This is a genomic window from Methylobacterium brachythecii, from assembly GCF_014196345.1.
GTDB lineage: Bacteria > Pseudomonadota > Alphaproteobacteria > Rhizobiales > Beijerinckiaceae > Methylobacterium > Methylobacterium brachythecii.
The window spans coordinates 146,366-164,611 of sequence record NZ_JACIDN010000003.1 but is presented as its reverse complement, the minus strand read 5'-3'; the positions used below and the strand labels follow the sequence as shown (position 1 = coordinate 164,611).

Below are 18,246 nucleotides of genomic sequence, written 5' to 3'. Positions count from 1 at the left end.
ACGTCGCCGGTGTGGTCTCCGACTGCTTCGCTGCGCTCGCAAGGACGGCGCGGGTCAATCGATGCCGAGCTTCGCCTTCAGCAGCGCGTTGACAGAGGCCGGGTTGGCCTTGCCTCCGGTGGCCTTCATGGTCTGCCCTACGAACCAGCCGAGCAACGTCGGCTTCTCCTTGGCCTGGGCAACCTTGTCCGGGTTCTCGGCGATAATCTTGTCGATAGCGGCCTCGATGGCGCCGGTGTCGGTCACCTGCTTCATGCCGCGCGTCTCGACGATCTCGCGCGGGTTGCCGCCCTCGCTCCAGACGATCTCGAAGACGTCCTTGGCGATCTTGCCGGAGATCACGCCCTCGCCGATCAGATCGACGATTCCGCCGAGCTGCTCGGCCGAAACCGGCGTGTTCTCGATGCCTTTGCCTTCCTTGTTCAGGCGGCCGAACAGCTCGTTGATCACCCAGTTCGCGGCGGCCTTGCCGTCACGGCCCTTCGCCACCGCCTCGAAATAGTCGGCCGAGGCGCGCTCGGCGACGAGCACGCCGGCATCGTAGGGGCTAAGCCCGAAATCGGCGATGAAGCGCGCCTTCTTGGCATCCGGCAGTTCTGGCAGGCCCTCGCTGAGTCCGTCGACATAGGCTTGGTCGAATTCGAGCGGCAGGAGGTCCGGGTCGGGGAAGTAGCGGTAGTCGTGCGCTTCTTCCTTGGAGCGCATGGAGCGCGTCTCGCCCTTGCCTGGATCGTAGAGCCGCGTCTCCTGGTCGATCGTGCCGCCATCCTCGATGATCCCGATCTGGCGACGGGCCTCGACCTCGATGGCCTGGCCGATGAAGCGGATCGAGTTGACGTTCTTGATCTCGCAGCGCGTGCCGAGCGGATCGCCGGGCTTCCGAACGGAGACATTCACGTCGGCGCGCAGGTTGCCCTTCTCCATGTCGCCGTCGCAGGTGCCGAGATAACGCAGGATGGTGCGCAGCTTGGTCACGTAGGCGCGCGCTTCCTCGGAAGAGCGAAGGTCCGGCCGCGAGACAATCTCCATTAGCGCGACGCCGGAGCGGTTCAGGTCGACGAAGCTTTTCGTGGGGTCCTGGTCGTGCAGCGACTTGCCGGCATCCTGCTCCAGGTGAAGCCGCTCGATGCCCACCGTGATCGACTCGCCGTCCGCGAGATCGACCAGCACCTCGCCCTCGCCGACGATCGGATCCTTGAACTGCGAGATCTGATAGCCCTGCGGCAGATCCGGGTAGAAATAGTTCTTGCGATCGAAGACCGAGCGCAGGTTGATCTTGGCCTTGAGCCCGAGGCCGGTGCGCACGGCTTGCGCGACACATTCCTCGTTGATCACCGGCAGCATGCCCGGCATCGCCGCATCGACCAGCGAGACATGGTCGTTCGGCTCCGCGCCGAACTCGGTGGCGGCGCCCGAAAACAGCTTGGAGCGGCTGGTGACCTGGGCATGGATCTCCATGCCGATCACGACCTCCCAGTCGTGCAGACCGCCCTTGATGAGCTTGTTCGGGGATACGGGGGCGTTCATGACGTCTCGGGATCTCGGCGCGGAGGATCAATCCGCAGTCTTCAGCGTGTGTAGGAAGGGCGAGGCTCGCCGGTCAAGGCGAGGCACCAGTTCAACCGCCTCGCGTCGCCATTGCGACCGCAGCGAAGCAATCCAGGACCACACGCGCAACGTCAGTGTGTCGGCCCTGGATTGCTTCGGCTTCGCCTCGCGATGACGAACCGCGTCACACCAATCCCGTCGCGTAATACACCCCGATCACGAAAAACACCGCCAGCGTCTTGATGCAGGTAATCGCGAAAATGTCGCCGTAGGATTGCCGGTGCGTCAGACCGGTGACGGCGAGCAGGGTGATGACCGCGCCGTTATGCGGCAGCGTGTCCATGCCGCCGCTCGCCATGGAGGCGACACGGTGCATCACCTCCAGCGGAATCCCAGAGGCCTGCGCCGCCTGCACGAAGCGCTCGCCGAGCGCGGCCAGGGCGATCGAGAGGCCCCCCGAAGCCGAGCCGGTGACGCCGGCCAGCACGTTGACCGTCACGGCCTCGTTCACCAGCGGGTTCGGGATCGCGGAGAGCGCATCCGAGATCACCTTGAAGCCCGGCAACGCGGCGATGACCGCGCCGAACCCGTATTCGGTGGCGGTGTTCATGCCGGCGAGGAGCGAGCCGGCGACCGCTGCTTTGGAGCCCTCAGAGAAGCGGCTCGCGAGGTTCCGGAAGCCGAGCAGCACAGTGGCGAGGATGCCGAGGATGAGTGCGCCTTCAACCGCCCAGATCGCGGCGACGGCCTTCACCTGAAGCGTCACCGGATGCGCGGCCATCTCCGGGTTGAGCGCGGCCGAAGCCTCCGCGCCGTAGGAGGCGGTGATCCAGGACAGCAGCAGCTTGTTGCCGATCCCGACGATCAGCAGCGGCAAGATCGCGACGGCTGGATGGATCGCGACCTTATCCTCGCTGACCGCCGGCTCCTCGGCATGGTCGGCGCCATAGCCCTCGCCGGCAGCAGCCGCCCGGCGGCGGCGGAATTCCAGCCAGCTCACGCCGAGCACGAACACGAAAATCGAACCGATGATGCCGAGCCAGGGCGCGGCATAGGCGTCGGTCTTGAAGAAGCTGGTCGGGATGATGTTCTGGATCTGCGGCGTGCCCGGCAGCGTGTCCATCGTGAAGGTGAAGGCGCCCAGCGCGATGGTGCCGGGGATCAGGCGCTTGGGGATGTCGCTGCGCCGAAACAGCTCGGCCGCGAAAGGATAGACCGCGAAGACCGCCACGAAGAGCGAGACGCCGCCATAGGTCAGGATCGCGCCGACGAGGACGATCGCCGCCACCGCCCTGCCCTGCCCGAGCAGCCCCGTCACTGCGCCGACGATGGAGCGGGCGAAGCCCGAGATCTCGATGAGCTTTCCGAAGACTGCGCCGAACAGAAACAACGGAAAGTACAGCTTCAGGAAGCCGACCATCTTCTCCATGAACAGGCCGGAGAAGATCGTCGGGACGGCAGCCGGGTCGGTCACCAACACAGCGGCCATGGCCGCGATCGGCGCGAACAGGATAACCGAAAAGCCGCGATAGGCGACCGCCATCAGGAAGAAGAGTGCCGCAAGGCAGACCACGAAGCTCATCAGCACTCCTCGGCAGGGCAGGATAATGCTGTCGAAGGTGGATATGCCGAGAGTCAAGGCATCGCGGCACGACCTCGAAGATTTGAACTCTGAATAGCCGCGCCCGGCGCAGCCGCTGTGACACCCGCCACGGCGTCCCTCACAACATCCGATGCATCACCAATGCGTCGACGAAGCCGAGGCGCGGATGCCGGAAGGCTCCGGGGAGCTGGCCGACCTCGGCAAAGCCGAAGGATCGCCACAGGGAGACGGCGCGCTCGTTGCTCGCCACCACGAAGTTGAACTGCATCGCGGTAAAGCCGGCCTCGCGCGCCACGTCGAAAGAGTGCAGGGCCATGGCGCGTGCGATCCCTCGGCCTGCGGCGTCGGCATGGGTCGCGTAGCCGGCATTGGCGACATGAGCACCTCCGCCGAACTGGTTCGGGCGAAGGTAGCAGGTGCCGAGCACCCGACCGCCGATCTCCGCCACGAGCACGCGATGGGCTGGGGCCATCCAGTAATCGAGGATCGCGTCGCCACTCCAATCGCTCGGCAGGGCGTAGGTATCGCCGGCGCGCACGATAGGTTCGAGGATGGCCAGGATCGCGCTACGATCGGCGACGGATGCGGGGCGTATGGTGATCGTGTCTGCGGTGGTCACAACGCTCAAGCCCAAGGTTCATGTCTCGACGTCGAACCGCGTGCACGACGGTAATCGCGCAGAGCCGTCCGGGCCCGTGCGCCTGGAAGCATGGGGACGTGTGCGGAGTGCAGAAGCATTCGCCGCTGCGCTCACTCCACCTCCGGCTCTGCCTCATCCGGTGCGATCTCCATGATCTCGCCGCGGCGGTAGCGCGCCTGATTCTCGGCGACGCGCCGGGCCGCCTGGATGTGGCGGCCGGCGCCGACCTCGTCGGGATTGCCGCCCTCCGTGACGTGGCGCTTCGCGGCGACGAGATCGGCGTTGCCCCAGCGGTCGAGCAGGGCCTGAAAGGCATCCACGCGCTCCTGCAGGAATGGGATGCGCTGGCCGAGGGCGTCCTTGTAGGGATGGGCCGGGTGGATTGCGGCGAAGGGCACGAAACCCTCGGGGATCGGCGTGGTGGCTGCGTGGGTCCGCCCGGATTTCAACAGCTTCGGCATGACGTGGGTATGCGGTCCCTCGGGACTCTTCCCGTCCGCCGGAGGGATGGGCTGAAACACTTCGGCGCGGCCAGCCCGACCAACGAAGACGCGGTTCGGGCTCATCGCGACGAGGCGCGGGCCGATCGGGTTGGCGTGATCGAAGACCGGCTTGCCCACGCCGGAGCGCAGGCAGGCGATGGTCTCCGGATCGGCCGAGCGCACGCAGGCATCGATGGCGAGGAGATCGAGGCCGAGATCGAACAGGATGGCGTCGCGGTCCTCGTCGCGGGCCGCGTCCTTGTCCGGGCCGAGTTCGGTGACGACCGTCCGGCGCGTCATGGCGCAGGCCTCCTCCGGCAGGCAGAGGGCGATCGCGTGGTTCCAGCCGGAATTGATCGCGGTCTCGTAGGCGACCGGGCGCAGGCCGGGGATCGGCGTGAAGGCGATGGCGCCACGCGAGGTATAGGCCCCGAGGCGGCCGTCGGTAAGCTCGGTGACGGTCTCGTCGGCGTCGCGGATGAACTCGGCGATTGCGCCGAAGCTGCCGACGCTCCAGCCCGTCTCGGGATCGGCGAGGCTGGCGCGCAGCAACGCCTCGACGGCGCGTACGTCGTCAATCTCTGCCGCGGTGGCGATCGTCATGGGCGTGTCTCTCCCGGTTCTCTGCCCGCGCGGGCCCAGGGCAGGATATAGGCGCCGCCATCCACATGGCTGCCGCGCTGGGCAGTGACGCCAAAGACGGAACGCAGCAGGCCATCCTGAAGCGCGGTCGCGGGAGCGCCATCGGCGACGATACGGCCCTCGGCCATCACGACGAGACGGTCGCAATAGCGCGCGGCGAGCGTCAGGTCGTGCAACACGGCGATCACTCCGGCGCCATCGTGGCTGACCCGGCGCAGCAGTGCCATCACGTCGAGCTGGTGGGCGGGATCGAGGGCGGTGATCGGCTCGTCGGCGAGCAGCATCTCAGCCTCGACGCAGAGCGCGCGGGCGAGCAGCACCCGCATGCGCTCGCCGGATGAGAGTGTCGGCTCGATGCGGTCGGCGAGTCCGGCGACTTCGGTCATCGCCATGGCGCGGGCGATGGCTTCTTGGTCGGCGGCGCTCTCCGCGGCGAAGGTCCGGCGATGCGGCAGTCGGCCGAGCCCGACGATCTCGCGCACCCGCATCGGCCAGCCGATACCCGCGTTCTGAAAGAAGGCGGAGAGCCGGCGGGCACGCTCGTCCCGCGAGACGTCATTGAGAGGGCGGTCATCGATCGTGACCCGGCCAGTGGCGGGGGCGATCAGCCCGGCGAGCAGGCGCAGCAGCGTGGTCTTGCCGGCGCCGTTCGGGCCGACGAGGCCGACGAACTCGCCCGGCCCCACGCCGAGCGTGACGCCGTTGAGGATCGTGCGGCCGCCGAGGCGGATGACGGCATTCTCCACCGCAAGGCGCATCAGCCCCTTCCCCGATGGTGGAACAGCAGGCCGATCAGGAACGGCGCGCCGACGAGGGCCGTGACCACACCGAGCTTGAGCTCCGGCCGCGTCGGCAGCAGCCGCACGGCGATGTCGGCAACCAGCACCAGGGCGGCCCCCGCGAACCCGCTCGGCAGGAGGCTCGCCGAAGGCCGGGCGCCGACGAGCGGGCGCACCAGATGCGGCACCACCAGCCCGACGAAGCCGATTGCGCCGCTCACCGCGACGCCGCTTCCCACTGCAAGCGCAGCGCCAGTCACGATGCGCAGCCGCACCGACACGAGATCGAACCCGAGGCTCGCCGCGGTGTCCTCGCCGAGGGACAGCGCGTCGAGTGCACGGCCAGTGGAGAGCATCAGCAGCCAGCCGACGAGCATCAGCGGCAAGCAGAGCCACACATGGTCCATGCTGCGGTCGGTCAGCGAACCCATCAGCCAGAAGACGATCTCGAGGGCGGCATAGGGGTTCGGCGCGAAGTTGAGGGCCAGCGCCGTCAGCGCGCCGGCGAGGCTCGACAGGCCGACGCCCGCGAGGATCAGCCCCAGCGTGCCGGTGCCGCGCATGGCCAGCAGGTTGATCGCAAGCGCCGCCCCGGCCGCGCCCGCGATCCCGCCGAGCGGCAGGGCGAGGCTGAGCGCCCCGGCCATGCCGCTGTAAAAAACGATCACCGCGCCGAGGGCCGCAGCCGAGGAGATGCCGAGGATTCCGGGATCCGCGAGCGGATTGCGCAGGTAGCCCTGCATCACTGCTCCGGTCAGCCCCAGGCTGAAGCCGACGAGCGCCCCGAGCAGCGCCCGCGGGATGCGCAGCTCCGACAGCACCAGGGCCGGCAGCGTGTTGCGGCCGGCGAGCCAATCCGCGAAGGCAGCCGACACGTCGAAGGCGGCGTAACCGCAGGCGATGGAGGCGAGGACGAGCATCCCGACGAGAATGGCGAGCGCCGGCACGAGCAAGCGGCCAGGGCGGGATCGTTCGACGATAGCAGGCCGCAAGGGTGCACTCATTGGAGGACCGTCCGCTCTCGTGCAGCCTTCGCCAACCGCTTGACCACCTCCGCCACCTGCGACCCTGGACAGTTCCAGAGCCGGTTCGGGATGGAAACGGTGCGCCCCTCCCGTCGAAGCTGCTCCAGCACCGGGTGATGCAGCAGAGCGTCGGCGAGCGACGGCGTGCCGCTGCCGGAATCGTCGAGGACGATGAGGTCGGCCTCGGCGAAGGCGGCGGCTTCGAGCGGAACCTGCCCGGAGCGATCGCGCCCGATCTCTGCCGCGACGTTGACGAGACCGGCCGCGCGGATGACCGCGTCTCCGAGGGAGCCCGGAGCGACGGTGAAGCCGTTTGGCCGCATCACCAGCGCACGCAGAGGCCGGGGTGCTGCCGCGACCGTCTCGAGCCCCCTGTCGAGATCGGCGACCAGGGCCTCGCCGCGATCGGGGTGGCCGAGCGCCTTCGCGACCGTTCGGATCTGCGCACGGACGCCCTCGAAATCCCCCGGCAGGCCGAGTTCGAGCATCGGCATCCCGATCCGTTTCAGCATGCCGACGGCGCTGCGCGTGGTGAAGGCCCCGGCGATCACGAGATCGGGTTTCAGGGCGATCACCTCTTCGGACAGCCCCCGCGTCAGCGGCACGCCGGCCGCCTCCGCGAAGACGGAAGAGCCGCGGGGATCGCGCGCGAGCCAAGTCACCGCCGCGATCTGATCGCGGTCGGCGAGCCGCAGCACGAGTTCGTCCGCGCAGAGGTTCATCGAGACGACGCGGACTGGGTGCGCCGGCAGGGGCGCCTCCGCCGCCGCGACGATGCCGGCGGCCAAGCAGGCCGCCAGCGTCGCCGCAGAGAGGAGAGCCAGGTTTCGCATCGTCCTCAGAAGGTGCTCACGCGGACACCGCCATACACGGCGAGGCCCTGTCCGAGGAACCCGGTGGGGTTCTCGTAGCGGCGGTCGAACAGGTTATCGACGCGGCCGAACACGCTGACGGATTCGTTGATGTCGTAATTCACGGCGAAGTTGACTGTGGTGAAGCCGGGATTCTTCAAGCGGGGGATCGAGAAGTCGCGATTGCCGTCCACGAAGGGGCCGATCACGACGAGCGTACCGCTGAGGGTCAGGCCCGGCAGCGGCGACCAGAGAGCGGTCGCGCTGCCCTTGTGGCGGGGCCGGCGCAGGAGTTCGAGGTTGCTAACCTCGTCCTTCGTGACCGTGTTCGTGTAGTCGATCCGGCCCGACAGCGTGTCCGTGAACTTCACCGAGGCAAAGGCTTCCGCACCGTAGGATTCGGCCTTGCCAATATTCTCGTAGCTGTACTGGAAGCCGGGCAAGAACAGAGTCTGGATCAGGTTCTTGTAATCGTTGTGGAAATAGGTTGCGCCGACCAGCACGCGGTCGCCGAGCGGCTGCTCGAAACCGGCGTCGTAGCCGAAGCTTTCCTCAGGCTTCAGGTTGGGATTGGCGATCTGTCCGAAAGACGGGATGTTGACGTAGAGTTGGTACAGGGTCGGCGTCTTGAAGCCGGTGCCGATGCTGCCCTTGATGCGGGTCTCCGAGAAGGGGAGCACGTAGCTCGGCGCCACGCGGAAGGTGGTGGCAGGACCGAAAGCATCGTTCTCGTCATGGCGCAGGTTGGCCACGAGGGCGGCGCGATCGAAGGGCGTGAGCTGCGCCTCGACATAGCCGGCGGTATTGCCGTTACGCGCCTTCAGATCGCCGGTCCCGAATGGATTCGGGTCGGAGTTGAACAGGCGCTCCTCGTCGCGCTGCGCGCCGAACAGGATCAGGTTGCCGGGCGACAGCAGATAGTCGCCGCGATACTCGTAGCGTAGGCGCTCGCCGGTATTCGTATTCGGGATCAGCGCCAGCGGGTTGTAGATGTCGCTCGCATTGCGATTGAACAGATTCGAATAGTTGATCGCGAAGACGTTGTGAAAGCCGGCGATCGGCGTCCACTCGGCCTCGTTGCGCGTATAGATCTGCTGATTGCCCTGCTCGTTGCGGACAGTGCCGAACAGGACGGCCGGGAACTGGCTGTAATCGTCGGTATTGAAGCGCAGCGTCGCGTTGCTGAAGCGCGTGATCGAGTTGATGCGGAACTCATCCGTCACCTGGTAGCCGAGCTTCGCCGAGATGGTCTCGTTGTCGTAGTAATTCGGGCGACGTGGGCCGCGGGGCGGCACGAGATCGAGCGGCGTGACCGGCGTCGCCGCGGCCCGGAAGTGGGCCACCGAGACCGAGTAGTCGAAGCCGTCCTGAGAGCCGCTGATGCGGCCACTCTGGTTGAAGGTGCCGTAGGACCCGCCCTCGACGCGGGTCGTGATCCTCATCGGCCCTTCGCCGCGCTTGGTGGTGAAGGAGACCACGCCGCCGATGGCGTCGGCGCCGTAGAGACCACTCTGCGGCCCGCGCAGCACCTCGATCCGCGAGAGGTCGTCGGTGAGCAGATGCGCGAAGTCGAACGAGCCGTTCGGGTTCGACGGGTCGCTCGCATCGATCCCGTCGATGAGAACCTTCGTGTGATTGGAATTCGCGCCGCGGATGAAGACCGAGCTCTGTCCGCCCGGACCGCCGGTCTGGACGACGTTGAGGCCGGGCACCTGCTGCAGCGCATCGGGCACCGTGCGGCGCTGCTGCTGCTCGAGCGTCTCGGCGGTCAGCACCGTGACGCTCGAACCGGTCTGCGAGACCGGGGTCGGCACGCCGGTGGCGCTGACGGAGATCTCCTCGAGCGTCTCGGCCGTTCCCGGGCGGCTGTTCGCGAGGGGCGCGACCGTCTGCTGCGCGAGGGCTGGCAGACCACCCAGGAGCGTGAACGCCACGCATGACGAAAGGGCGCGCCTGAGCGCGGGGGAAGTGAGATGGGACACGGGAACGGACCTCGGGCGACGGCAGTGGCACGTCACCGCGAACGAGGTCTCACCGAACGGACACGGCCGTAGGCTTCGACACCCGCCAGGGCACCCCGCCCGACGCGTTTCGCGTGTGACCACGACTGACGGTAGGTCTCCTGGCTCACGGGTCACTGCCTTCCATCCGTCTTCCCGGGTGAGGTACCCAGTGACACAGGTGGCGGAAGGCTCTCCGCTTACAGTTGCGGGGGCAGCCGCGGCATCGGGGCAAGCCCCTCACCGCGTTCCCTTTTGATCCCTTTCGGGAACCGTCGAGCTTGAGCTAGGGCCTGGCCCATCCAGCCGTCAATACAGTCTAGCGGCTGAGCACGGCGGAAGAGGTCGGGTGTCTCCATGCAGTGACAGCCCGCGCTGGACGGATTGCACGCAATCCATGCTAGATGGGGGCGTGACGAAGGGCGATCCGGCAGACGCCGTTTCGTCTCCCGACGAACCGGTGCGGACCGCCTCCGGAGGCGGCCTGCGCCTCAATCTCGACACGCTGGGCCTCGACACGATGGGAGACGCCCCTCGCTCGATCCGAGAGCTGATCCGCGCGGCACTTTCGTGCCCACGCCGGACCGGCTTCCCCTCATCGAGCGACCTGACGTCCCGGAGCCCGAGACCCTTGACCATGGTACGCCGTTGACCCGTGCGCGGCTCAAGATCGGCGAGGCCGGCAGCCCCTCCAGCGGGCGCCCCTCGCGCCTGTTCGAGCGCGGCATTGAGCCGCCGCTCGACATGGCCGGCGGCGAGGCGACGCAGGTCGACCGTCGCGACGTCAACCTGCGCTGGCTCTGCGCCAGCGCTCTCACCGGCATCACCGGCGCGGCCCTGCTCGGCGCCGCTATCCAGGTCTCACTGACCAGCGGCGCCTCCTTCGCGGCGATGCCCGAGAAGGTGACGCTCTCTTCCCGGCGCGAGGTGGGCGAGGACGGCGCAAGCGTGGCGCGCAAGGGCGACCGCCTCGTGCGCAACCTGATGATCGCCTCCGCCAAACAGACCTTCCGCACGCCGGTCACGGTGAGGCTCGGCGACCGCGAGATCATCAAGGTCAAACCGTTCGTGCGCGTCTCGACGGCCCTGTCGATGCAGACGGGCGTGTTCGCGACCGACGTGCCGAAGTTCGATCCGATGAAGATCACGTCGGAGGAGCCGCAGGACCGCGCATCGGATCCGGGCGCGGCGGCCGAGGGGCCCGGCGCCGAAGTCAGCGTGATCAAGCGCGATCTCGGCGATCTGCCGATGGATGCGAGCGCGCCGGCACTCACGGACGACGACGTCACGGCTCAGGTCGAGGAGGAGCGCCGCCTCACCGCCGAGGTCGGACGGCGCACGGCGCTGCCGATCGCGCCGCAGATCATGCTCTCGCGCACGCTGCAGCCGGGCTCCGCCTCCGCCGGGTTCGACACTGCCGGGATCGCCGGCAAGGACGGCAGCCCGTTCAAGTCGATCGACGTGCTCGTGGTGCCCGAGAACGTCACCAGCCTTGGCAAGGTCGAGTTGAAGACGGGCGAAGCCGCCCTCGTCGAGGAGCGCGACTTGGCGCTCAAGCGCGGTGACACGATCGAGACGGTGTTGAAGGCGACCGGTCTGGTGAGCGAGGACGCGATCCGCGGCATCGTCACGGCGCTCGGCGGCAAGACCAAGACGGCGGCTCTCACGGAGGGCCAGCAGTTCCGCGTGCAGATCGCGCCCGGGCCGAAGCCCGGAGACGGCCGCCGCGTCACCCGCGTCGTGCTCTACGGCGAGAAGGGCGTCGAGGCGATTGCCGCGATGAACGATCGCGGCAGCTTCGTCTCGGTGGCGCCGCCGAGCGACGAGATCCAGGACGGCAAGCCGCAGCCCCAGGCCAACGCGGCCGACGATGACGACGACGAGGAGGAGACCGGCTCCGGTCCGCGCCTCTACCAAAGCCTCTACGAAACGGCCGCGCGTCACGAGATCCCGAAGACGGCTCTCGAGGACATCGTCCGGGTGTTCAGCTACGACGTCGACTTCCAGCGCCGGATCTCCACCGGCGACAGCCTCGACGTGTTTTACAGCTACGACGAGGATTCGGGGGCGAGCGCCAACGAGCGACCGGAACTGCTCTACACCTCGCTCAACCTGTCCGGCGAGACCCGCAAGATCTATCGCTTCCAGTCGCCCGACGACGGCTCGGTCGACTACCTCGACGAGCAGGGCCGCTCGCTCAAGAAGTTCCTGATGCGCAAGCCGATCGCCGACGGCATCCTGCGCTCGGGCTACGGTTACCGCCGCCACCCGGTGCTTGGCTATGCCAAGCTCCATACCGGCGTCGACTGGGCGAACGCGATCGGCACGCCGATCCTCGCCGCCGGCAACGGCACGGTGATCAAGGCGGAGTGGTCGTCGGGCTACGGCCAGCGCGTCGAGATCCAGCACATCAACGGCTACATCACGACATACAACCACATGTCGCGCTTCGCCCGCGGCGTGCGAGAAGGCGCCCGCGTCACCCAGGGCCAGGTGATCGGCTACGTGGGCACGACCGGCCTTTCGACCGGCCCCCACCTGCACTACGAGGTGATCATCAACGGCCACTTCGTCGACCCGCTGAAGATCCGCGTCCCCCGCGGCCGCGAACTCGACGGCCGCCTGCTCGCCGAGTTCAAGCGCCAGCGCGACCAGATCGAGGCGACGATGCAGAAGTCGAAAACCGCAACGACCATGGCGCAGCGCGACGCGATGCGGTGACCCTCGTGGGGTGCCTCGGCTGGTGGCCCCCTCCCCAGTCCTCATGATGAGGTGGGTGTCGGCGAGTGGAAGCTCAGAACCCGAGCTTGGCTCGGATCTCGGCCGCGTTGATCCCCCCCGCGCGCAGGTCGCCCAATGTCTCCGAGCCGCGCGACTTGGCGAGTTTCTCGCCGTCCTCGGCCATGATCAGCCGGTGGTGGTGATAGGCCGGTGAGCGGAGCCCGAGCAGGCGTTGCAGCAGCACGTGCAGGTCGGTCGCGGCGAGCAGATCGGCACCGCGAACGACGTGGCTGATGCCCTGGGCATCATCGTCGAGAACGACGGAGAGATGGTAGCTCGTCGGCACGTCCCGCCGCGCGATCACCACATCGCCCCAGCGCGATGGGTCGGCCGGAACGTCAGTTTCGGAGCCGTCCGGCTCGAAGCACCGGAAAGCGTATGGACCCGGCGCCTCATCGAGCGCGCAAGCCATGTCGAGTCGCCAGGTATGCGGCGCGCCCTGGGCGCGAAGCGCCGCCGCCTCTTCTCCGGACAAGATACGGCAGCTGCCCGGATAGAGCGGCGCGCCATCAGGGTCGCAGGCGATCGCCGCCCCTTCCGCGCGCGTCTGCGCGACCCGCGCCTGGATCGTCCCCCGCGAGCAGAAGCAGGGATAGGCCAGGCCTCGCGCGATCAGCGGATCGAGCGCCGCGCGATAGACGCTCATATGCTCCGATTGCCGCCGGACGGGTCGCTCATAGGCGAGCCCGAGCCAGCCGAGGTCATCCTCGATCGCCGCGATCAGCTCCAACCGTGAGCGAACCGGATCGATGTCCTCGATCCGCAACAGGCAGCGCCCCCCGAGCCGCCGCGCGGTCGCGTCGTTGAGCAGGGCGGAATAGGCATGGCCGAGATGCAGGCGGCCATTCGGGCTCGGGGCGAAACGGAGGAGCGGCGTGCTCACGGCGTCGCGCGGCGCAGGCATTCCTGTTGGCCGGCCGTGCAGGCGATGCCGGGGGTCGAACAGACCGGACCGTCGGGCGTCCGCATGCAGGCGCGGCAGCCGTCGCTCCATTCGGCACAGGTCGGATCGCTGTCGGGGAACACCGCCGCAGCCGGCGCCGGCTTGTGCGGGACGCCAGGCGCCAGGGCTCCGATCACCACCGTTGCGACCACGACGGCGGCGATGGCCAGGGCGATGGGGCCATCGCGTCGCGAGGCGTGGGAGAGGGGCGAAGAGTCGGTGGCCATCGCCCTCACCTCGGCTGTCGGCGGCCCGGCTGTCAACGGGCCGCCGCTCAGCTTCAGCCGGCCGACGTCGTGGTGCCGGCCAGTGCCGCCGCGACTGCGCGGGCGAATCCGATCGGGTCGCGCGGGGTGTCGCCGTCCTGGATCCGGGCGAGGTCGAGCAGCGTGCCCGCTGGCTCGGTGATGTCCTCCCCGGCCTCGACCCGCGCGCTGAGCGCCTGGATCAGCGGGTGGCGCGGGTTGATCTCCAGGATCGGATTGCCGCCGCCGAAGCTGCGGCCGGCACGGCGCATCAGGCGCTGCATCTGCAGGTCGGGGCCCATGCCGGAGGAGGCCAGCACCACGGCGCTGTCGACGAGACGGTCGGTGGTGCGCACCTCGGAGACGTCCTTCTCCAGGGCGAGCTTGAGGGCGGCGACGAGCTTGTCGGCCTCCGGCGTCTCGGAGGTCTCACCCTCGGGCTTCAGCTTGGCGAGGTCGGCCGAGGCCTGGGTCACCGAGCGAAGCGACTTCTCCTCGAACTTGGCCAACTGCTCCGGCCAGAAGGCGTCGACATGGTCGGAGAGCAGCAGCACCTCGACCCCACGGGCGGCGAAGCCCTCGAGCTGTGGAGACTTCTTCGCCGCGTCGGCGTCGTCGGCGACGAGGTAGTAGATCGCCTCCTGTTCCGGCTTCATGCGCGAGACGTACTCGCCGAGCGTGGTCCAGCCCTCTTGCGTGGTCGAGCGGAAGCGCAGCAGCGGGGCGATCTCGGCGCGGCGCTCGAAATCCTCGTAGATGCCTTCCTTGAGGACCGGCCCGAAATTCTCGAAGAACTTCAGGTACTCGTCCTGCTTCTCGGCGTTCTTCGAGCGGTTGGTCAGCTCGTTGACCACGCGGGTCGTCACGGCGCGGCGGATCTTCTGAAGCGCCGGGGTCGATTGCAGCATCTCGCGCGAGACGTTGAGCGGCAGGTCGTCGGTATCGACCACGCCCGCGACGAAGCGCAGCCAGTTCGGCAGCAGCTCGGCCTCGTCGGTGATGAACATGCGGCGCACGTGCAGCCGGACCTTGGAGCGGCGGTCGTCCTCCACCGGCATGAACGGCTTCATACCCGGCACGAAGAGCAGGCCGGAGAATTCCAGCGCACCCTCGGCCCGCCAGTGCAGCGTCGCCCAGGGCTCGTCGAAGTTGTGGCTGACCGTGCGGTAGAACTCCTTGTACTGCTCTTCCGTGATCTCGGACTTGGCTTTGCGCCACAGGGCGGTGCCCTGGTTGGCGGCCTCTTCCTTGCCCTCCTCGCCGACGATGGCGATCGGCACGGCGATGTTGTCGGCCCACTTCTTCACGACATGGTCGAGCCGGTAGCTCTCCAGGTACTCGCCGGCATCGTCCTTGAGGTTGAGGACGATGTCCGTGCCAGGCTGGTCCCGATCGGCCTTCTCGATCGTGTAGCTGCCCTGGCCATCGGAGGCCCAGCGCCACGCGTCGTCCGTGCCGGCCTGGCGCGAGGTGACGGTGACGCGATCGGCCACCATGAAAGCCGAGTAGAAGCCGACGCCGAACTGGCCGATCAGGCTCGGGCGCTTGTCCTCGGCGCCTTCTGCGGGCTTGGCATCGCCAATCGCCTGCGAGAAGGCGCGGGTGCCGGAGCGGGCAATGGTGCCGAGGTTCTTCGCAAGATCCTCTTTCGACATGCCGATCCCGGAATCCGAAATCGTCAGCGTCTTGGCGTCCTTGTCGGGGGCGATGCGGATCTTGGCGTCGGCCGGCAGCGCCAGAGCCTCGTTCGTCAGCGCCTCGAAGCGACGGCGATCGGTGGCGTCGGCTGCGTTGGCGACGAGCTCGCGTAAAAAAATCTCGCGATCGGAGTAGAGGGCATGAACGACGAGATCGAGCAGCCGCCCGACCTCCGCACCGAACTCGTGCCGCTCCACGTTCGCGTTGACGGTGTCCGTCTCGCTCAAAGGTCTGTCTCCCACGTCGGAATTCCGCGCGGGATATGCCGTCTGCGCCGGCGTATTTCAATCGGCCATAAGGAAAGGGCGGCCTCGTCTGAGGCCGCCCCGCTTTTCGTCGTTAGTGGAGAAGGATCGCCGCCTTGGAGAGCGTCTTGTAGATGCCCCAGGCAATCGGGATGCCGACCACGGCCCAGGCCGCGATCGCGGTGACCGACAGGCCGCCGCCGCCGATGCCGGCGGAACCGCCGGACTGCACGGTCGTGCCCTTCTCTAGCGCCTTCACCTCGGCATCGCTCATGAACCAGCTCTGCGCCAACGGACGGACGAGCAGGTTGCAAATGAAGCCGACGGCGAGGAAGCCGGCGAGCACGTACATGGTGCGGCTGTAGAGCTCGAGGCCCTGCAGGCCGGCCTCGACCTGATGCTGGCGGATGGCCGTGACCACCACCGGGCCGACGACGCCCGCCGTCGACCAGGCGGTGAGCAGGCGACCATGGATTGCGCCGACGAACTGCGTGCCGAACACGTCCGCGAGATAGGCCGGGATGGTGGCAAAGCCGCCGCCATACATCGACAGGATCACGCAGAAGAACACGACGAACAGGACCGTCGAGCCGAGACCGGCCGCCCAGGGGGCGCCAGCATAGAGGGCGATGCCGAGGCCGAAGAAGATCGCGTAGGTCAGCTTGCGGCCGAGTTTGTCCGACATCGAGGCCCAGAAGAACCGGCCCAGGATGTTGGCGAGCGACAGGATGCCGACGAAGCCGGCCGCGATTGCCGCGACCTGCGTCTTGCCCGCCGCGTCGAGCGCCGAGAAACCGACGCCCGGCTGGTTGATCAGCTGGCCGCCGAAGATCTCCTGCAGCATCGGTGAGGCGAGTGCGAGCACGCCGATACCGGCCGAGACGTTGAGGCAGAGGACCAGCCAGAGCAGCCAGAATTGCGGGGTCTTGTGCGCGTTGTTCAGGTGCACGTGGCCCGTGGCGATGCCGCTCTTGGCAGCCGGGGGCGTCCAGCCCTCGGGATACCAGCCGGCCGGCGGCACACGGTAGCCGAAGGCGCCGCCCAGCATGAACACGAGGTAGCCGACGCCCATGACGGCGAGCGTCTCCCAGACGCCGACGCTGGTCGACGACTTGAAGGTATTGATGAGCAGGTCGGCCAGGGGCGAACCGATCATCGCGCCGCCGCCGAAGCCCATGATCGCCATGCCGGTGGCCATGCCGCGCCGATCGGGAAACCACTTGATCAGCGTCGAGACCGGCGAGATGTAGCCGAGACCGAGGCCGATGCCGCCGATGAGGCCCATGCCGAGCCAGATCAGCCAGAGCTGATGGACGAACACGCCGGCCGCGCCGATCAGGAAGCCGCCGCCCCAGCAGATCGCCGCGACGATGCCGGCCTTGCGCGGTCCGGCCCGCTCGAGCCAGCCGCCGAAGATCGCGGCCGAGATGCCCAGCACGACGATGCCGATGGAGAAGACGATGACGAGGTCGCTGACGCGCCAGTCGCAGGTCGTGGTGAAGAGCGCGGTGAACACGCTCATGTCGGGGCAGGACTTAGCGGCGGGCTGGCCGACGCTCAGCGCGCGCGACAGGGGCAACCAGAACACCGACAGACCGTAGGCCATGCCGATACAGAGATGGATGGCCAGCGCCGCAGGCGGGACCATCCATCGATTGAAGCCGGGTTTTGCAACGGTGTATTCGCGGGAAAGCCAGCTCGGGGCAGCAGCGGGAACGCCGCTTGCCTCCGCAGTGCGGGTCGTCATTGGTCAGTCTCTCCAAGGCGCTGGCCGCTTGCGGGCCATTTGCGTCATCAACCGCTCGCGTGCTGGTTGTCGCACGCTTATTCGGCCAGAGCCACAGGACAGACACAAACCGATTTTGGCAACCGGCAAAGAAAAAGTTTATACAAAATACCCGCGCCGGGGCAGCATGCCCGCTCTGTATGCCGGGCATGCCGCCAGAATGTGCAGAATACTCAGGCCGCGATCGAGGCCAGGGGTGGGGCAACTTCCAGACGGTCATGCGCGCGGTCGAAGGCACCGCGGATCGTGGTGATGGCGTCCTCGACCGCGACCATGGTGCTCAGCGCCAGCTCGCCGGGCATCGTGCCGAGGGTGCGGCCGGCTGCAGCAATATGGTATTCGAGATTGGTCAGTTCTTCCTCGGCACCAGCGCCGCTCATCGTCGAAAGACGACTGAGCGTTGCTTCGAGGGCATGCGTCAAGACAAGTGTTCTCACGCGCTCCTGAAGAAGCGCCCGCTCATTGTGCTTCATTGTGGAAGGTCTCGCCGATTCGCGAATACATCATCTCATCGAGCCGCGACCAGCGCAGTTTCCTTTTCGCCACATCGCTGAACTAGCGCGACGAACCCGCACGATTTATCGGAACCAATCGAACAATGAGCCGGCTAGCCTCCGGCGAGGCCATCGATCACGTCGTCCGGCACGTCCCCGAAGGCACCGAGAATGGTTCGGACCTCGGTTCCATCCCTCTGCGGTCGAACGGCGAAGGCCGCCGCGCCGGGCAAACGTCGAGCCAGCGTCTCGGCACGGAGAAGAGCCTCGGTCTGACTGTTCGCGGCACTGTCCGTCGTCGCGACGAGCCGACCCAGGACGTATTCGAAGCCTCGGGCGAAGAACGTCGTCCCATCGGCCATCCGGCCACTCCCGCATCCCGCACCCTCTCCGCGGAATCTAGGAAGCGCGCGCGCCGGCGTCACCGTCCGGCTTGCTCCATGCTTGTCCGCATGGTCCTGATGCCGCCTTCGCCGATGCCTGC

15 protein-coding genes and 1 riboswitch are annotated in these 18,246 nt (G+C 67.6%); of the genes, 1 reads left to right on the top strand and 14 read right to left on the bottom strand.

The window, feature by feature from the left end; all coding sequences use genetic code 11:
- Positions 1–54: 54 nt before the first annotated feature.
- From gatB to GGR33_RS08390, 8 genes are all read right to left on the bottom strand, one after another.
- Positions 55–1,527, bottom strand: coding sequence for an Asp-tRNA(Asn)/Glu-tRNA(Gln) amidotransferase subunit GatB (gene gatB / locus GGR33_RS08425; protein WP_183503948.1), 1,473 nt, complete (start codon positions 1,525–1,527; stop codon positions 55–57).
- Between the two features lie 205 nt (positions 1,528–1,732).
- Complete coding sequence (locus GGR33_RS08420; RefSeq protein WP_183503945.1) at positions 1,733–3,130, bottom strand: GntP family permease; 1,398 nt, start codon at positions 3,128–3,130, stop codon at positions 1,733–1,735.
- A 139-nt stretch (positions 3,131–3,269) separates the two neighbouring features.
- Entirely contained in the window at positions 3,270–3,779 is a 510-nt protein-coding gene (locus GGR33_RS08415; protein WP_210301920.1) for a GNAT family N-acetyltransferase, read from the bottom strand.
- Positions 3,780–3,901: 122 nt separating this feature from the next.
- Complete coding sequence (locus tag GGR33_RS08410) at positions 3,902–4,876, bottom strand: DUF6925 family protein (RefSeq protein WP_183503943.1); 975 nt, start codon at positions 4,874–4,876, stop codon at positions 3,902–3,904.
- Positions 4,873–5,673 (bottom strand): ABC transporter ATP-binding protein, encoded by an 801-nt coding sequence (locus GGR33_RS08405; RefSeq protein ID WP_183503941.1) that lies wholly within the window; start codon positions 5,671–5,673, stop codon positions 4,873–4,875. Before GGR33_RS08405 ends, GGR33_RS08410 begins: the two co-directional genes overlap by 4 nt.
- A complete protein-coding gene (locus GGR33_RS08400; protein WP_183503939.1) occupies positions 5,673–6,698 on the bottom strand; it encodes a FecCD family ABC transporter permease in 1,026 nt (341 codons plus the stop codon). The genes GGR33_RS08405 and GGR33_RS08400 overlap by 1 nt, the downstream gene beginning before the upstream one ends.
- Positions 6,695–7,552: an ABC transporter substrate-binding protein gene (locus GGR33_RS08395; RefSeq protein WP_183503937.1), complete on the bottom strand. Its 858-nt coding sequence runs from the start codon at positions 7,550–7,552 to the stop codon at positions 6,695–6,697. Before GGR33_RS08395 ends, GGR33_RS08400 begins: the two co-directional genes overlap by 4 nt.
- 5 nt (positions 7,553–7,557) lie before the next feature.
- Positions 7,558–9,504, bottom strand: a complete 1,947-nt coding sequence (locus GGR33_RS08390; protein ID WP_343068443.1) for a TonB-dependent receptor plug domain-containing protein — start codon at positions 9,502–9,504, stop codon at positions 7,558–7,560.
- 161 nt (positions 9,505–9,665) lie between these two features.
- Positions 9,666–9,862: riboswitch (cobalamin riboswitch) on the bottom strand.
- A 356-nt stretch (positions 9,863–10,218) separates the two neighbouring features.
- Here GGR33_RS08390 and GGR33_RS08385 point away from each other — a divergent pair.
- The gene (locus GGR33_RS08385) at positions 10,219–12,291 is read left to right on the top strand and encodes a M23 family metallopeptidase (RefSeq protein WP_183503933.1); all 2,073 of its coding nucleotides are present in this window, start codon (positions 10,219–10,221) and stop codon (positions 12,289–12,291) included.
- Positions 12,292–12,364: 73 nt separating this feature from the next.
- On the opposite strand, the gene gluQRS is transcribed toward GGR33_RS08385, so the two are convergent.
- The 6 genes from gluQRS to GGR33_RS08355 form a co-directional block, all read right to left on the bottom strand.
- Positions 12,365–13,255, bottom strand: coding sequence for a tRNA glutamyl-Q(34) synthetase GluQRS (gene gluQRS / locus GGR33_RS08380; protein ID WP_183503931.1), 891 nt, complete (start codon positions 13,253–13,255; stop codon positions 12,365–12,367).
- A complete protein-coding gene (locus GGR33_RS08375) occupies positions 13,231–13,521 on the bottom strand; it encodes a hypothetical protein (RefSeq protein ID WP_183503929.1) in 291 nt (96 codons plus the stop codon). The genes gluQRS and GGR33_RS08375 overlap by 25 nt, the downstream gene beginning before the upstream one ends.
- Before the next feature lie 53 nt (positions 13,522–13,574).
- Positions 13,575–15,464: a molecular chaperone HtpG gene (htpG, locus tag GGR33_RS08370; RefSeq protein WP_183503927.1), complete on the bottom strand. Its 1,890-nt coding sequence runs from the start codon at positions 15,462–15,464 to the stop codon at positions 13,575–13,577.
- 112 nt (positions 15,465–15,576) lie between these two features.
- Positions 15,577–17,229 carry an OFA family MFS transporter gene (locus GGR33_RS08365; RefSeq protein ID WP_183503926.1) on the bottom strand — a complete coding sequence of 551 codons (1,653 nt, stop codon included), beginning with the start codon at positions 17,227–17,229 and terminating at the stop codon, positions 15,577–15,579.
- Positions 17,230–17,441: 212 nt separating this feature from the next.
- The gene (locus GGR33_RS08360; protein WP_183503923.1) at positions 17,442–17,741 is read right to left on the bottom strand and encodes a hypothetical protein; all 300 of its coding nucleotides are present in this window, start codon (positions 17,739–17,741) and stop codon (positions 17,442–17,444) included.
- A 134-nt stretch (positions 17,742–17,875) separates the two neighbouring features.
- A complete protein-coding gene (locus GGR33_RS08355) occupies positions 17,876–18,124 on the bottom strand; it encodes a hypothetical protein (protein ID WP_183503921.1) in 249 nt (82 codons plus the stop codon).
- Positions 18,125–18,246 lie beyond the last annotated feature (122 nt).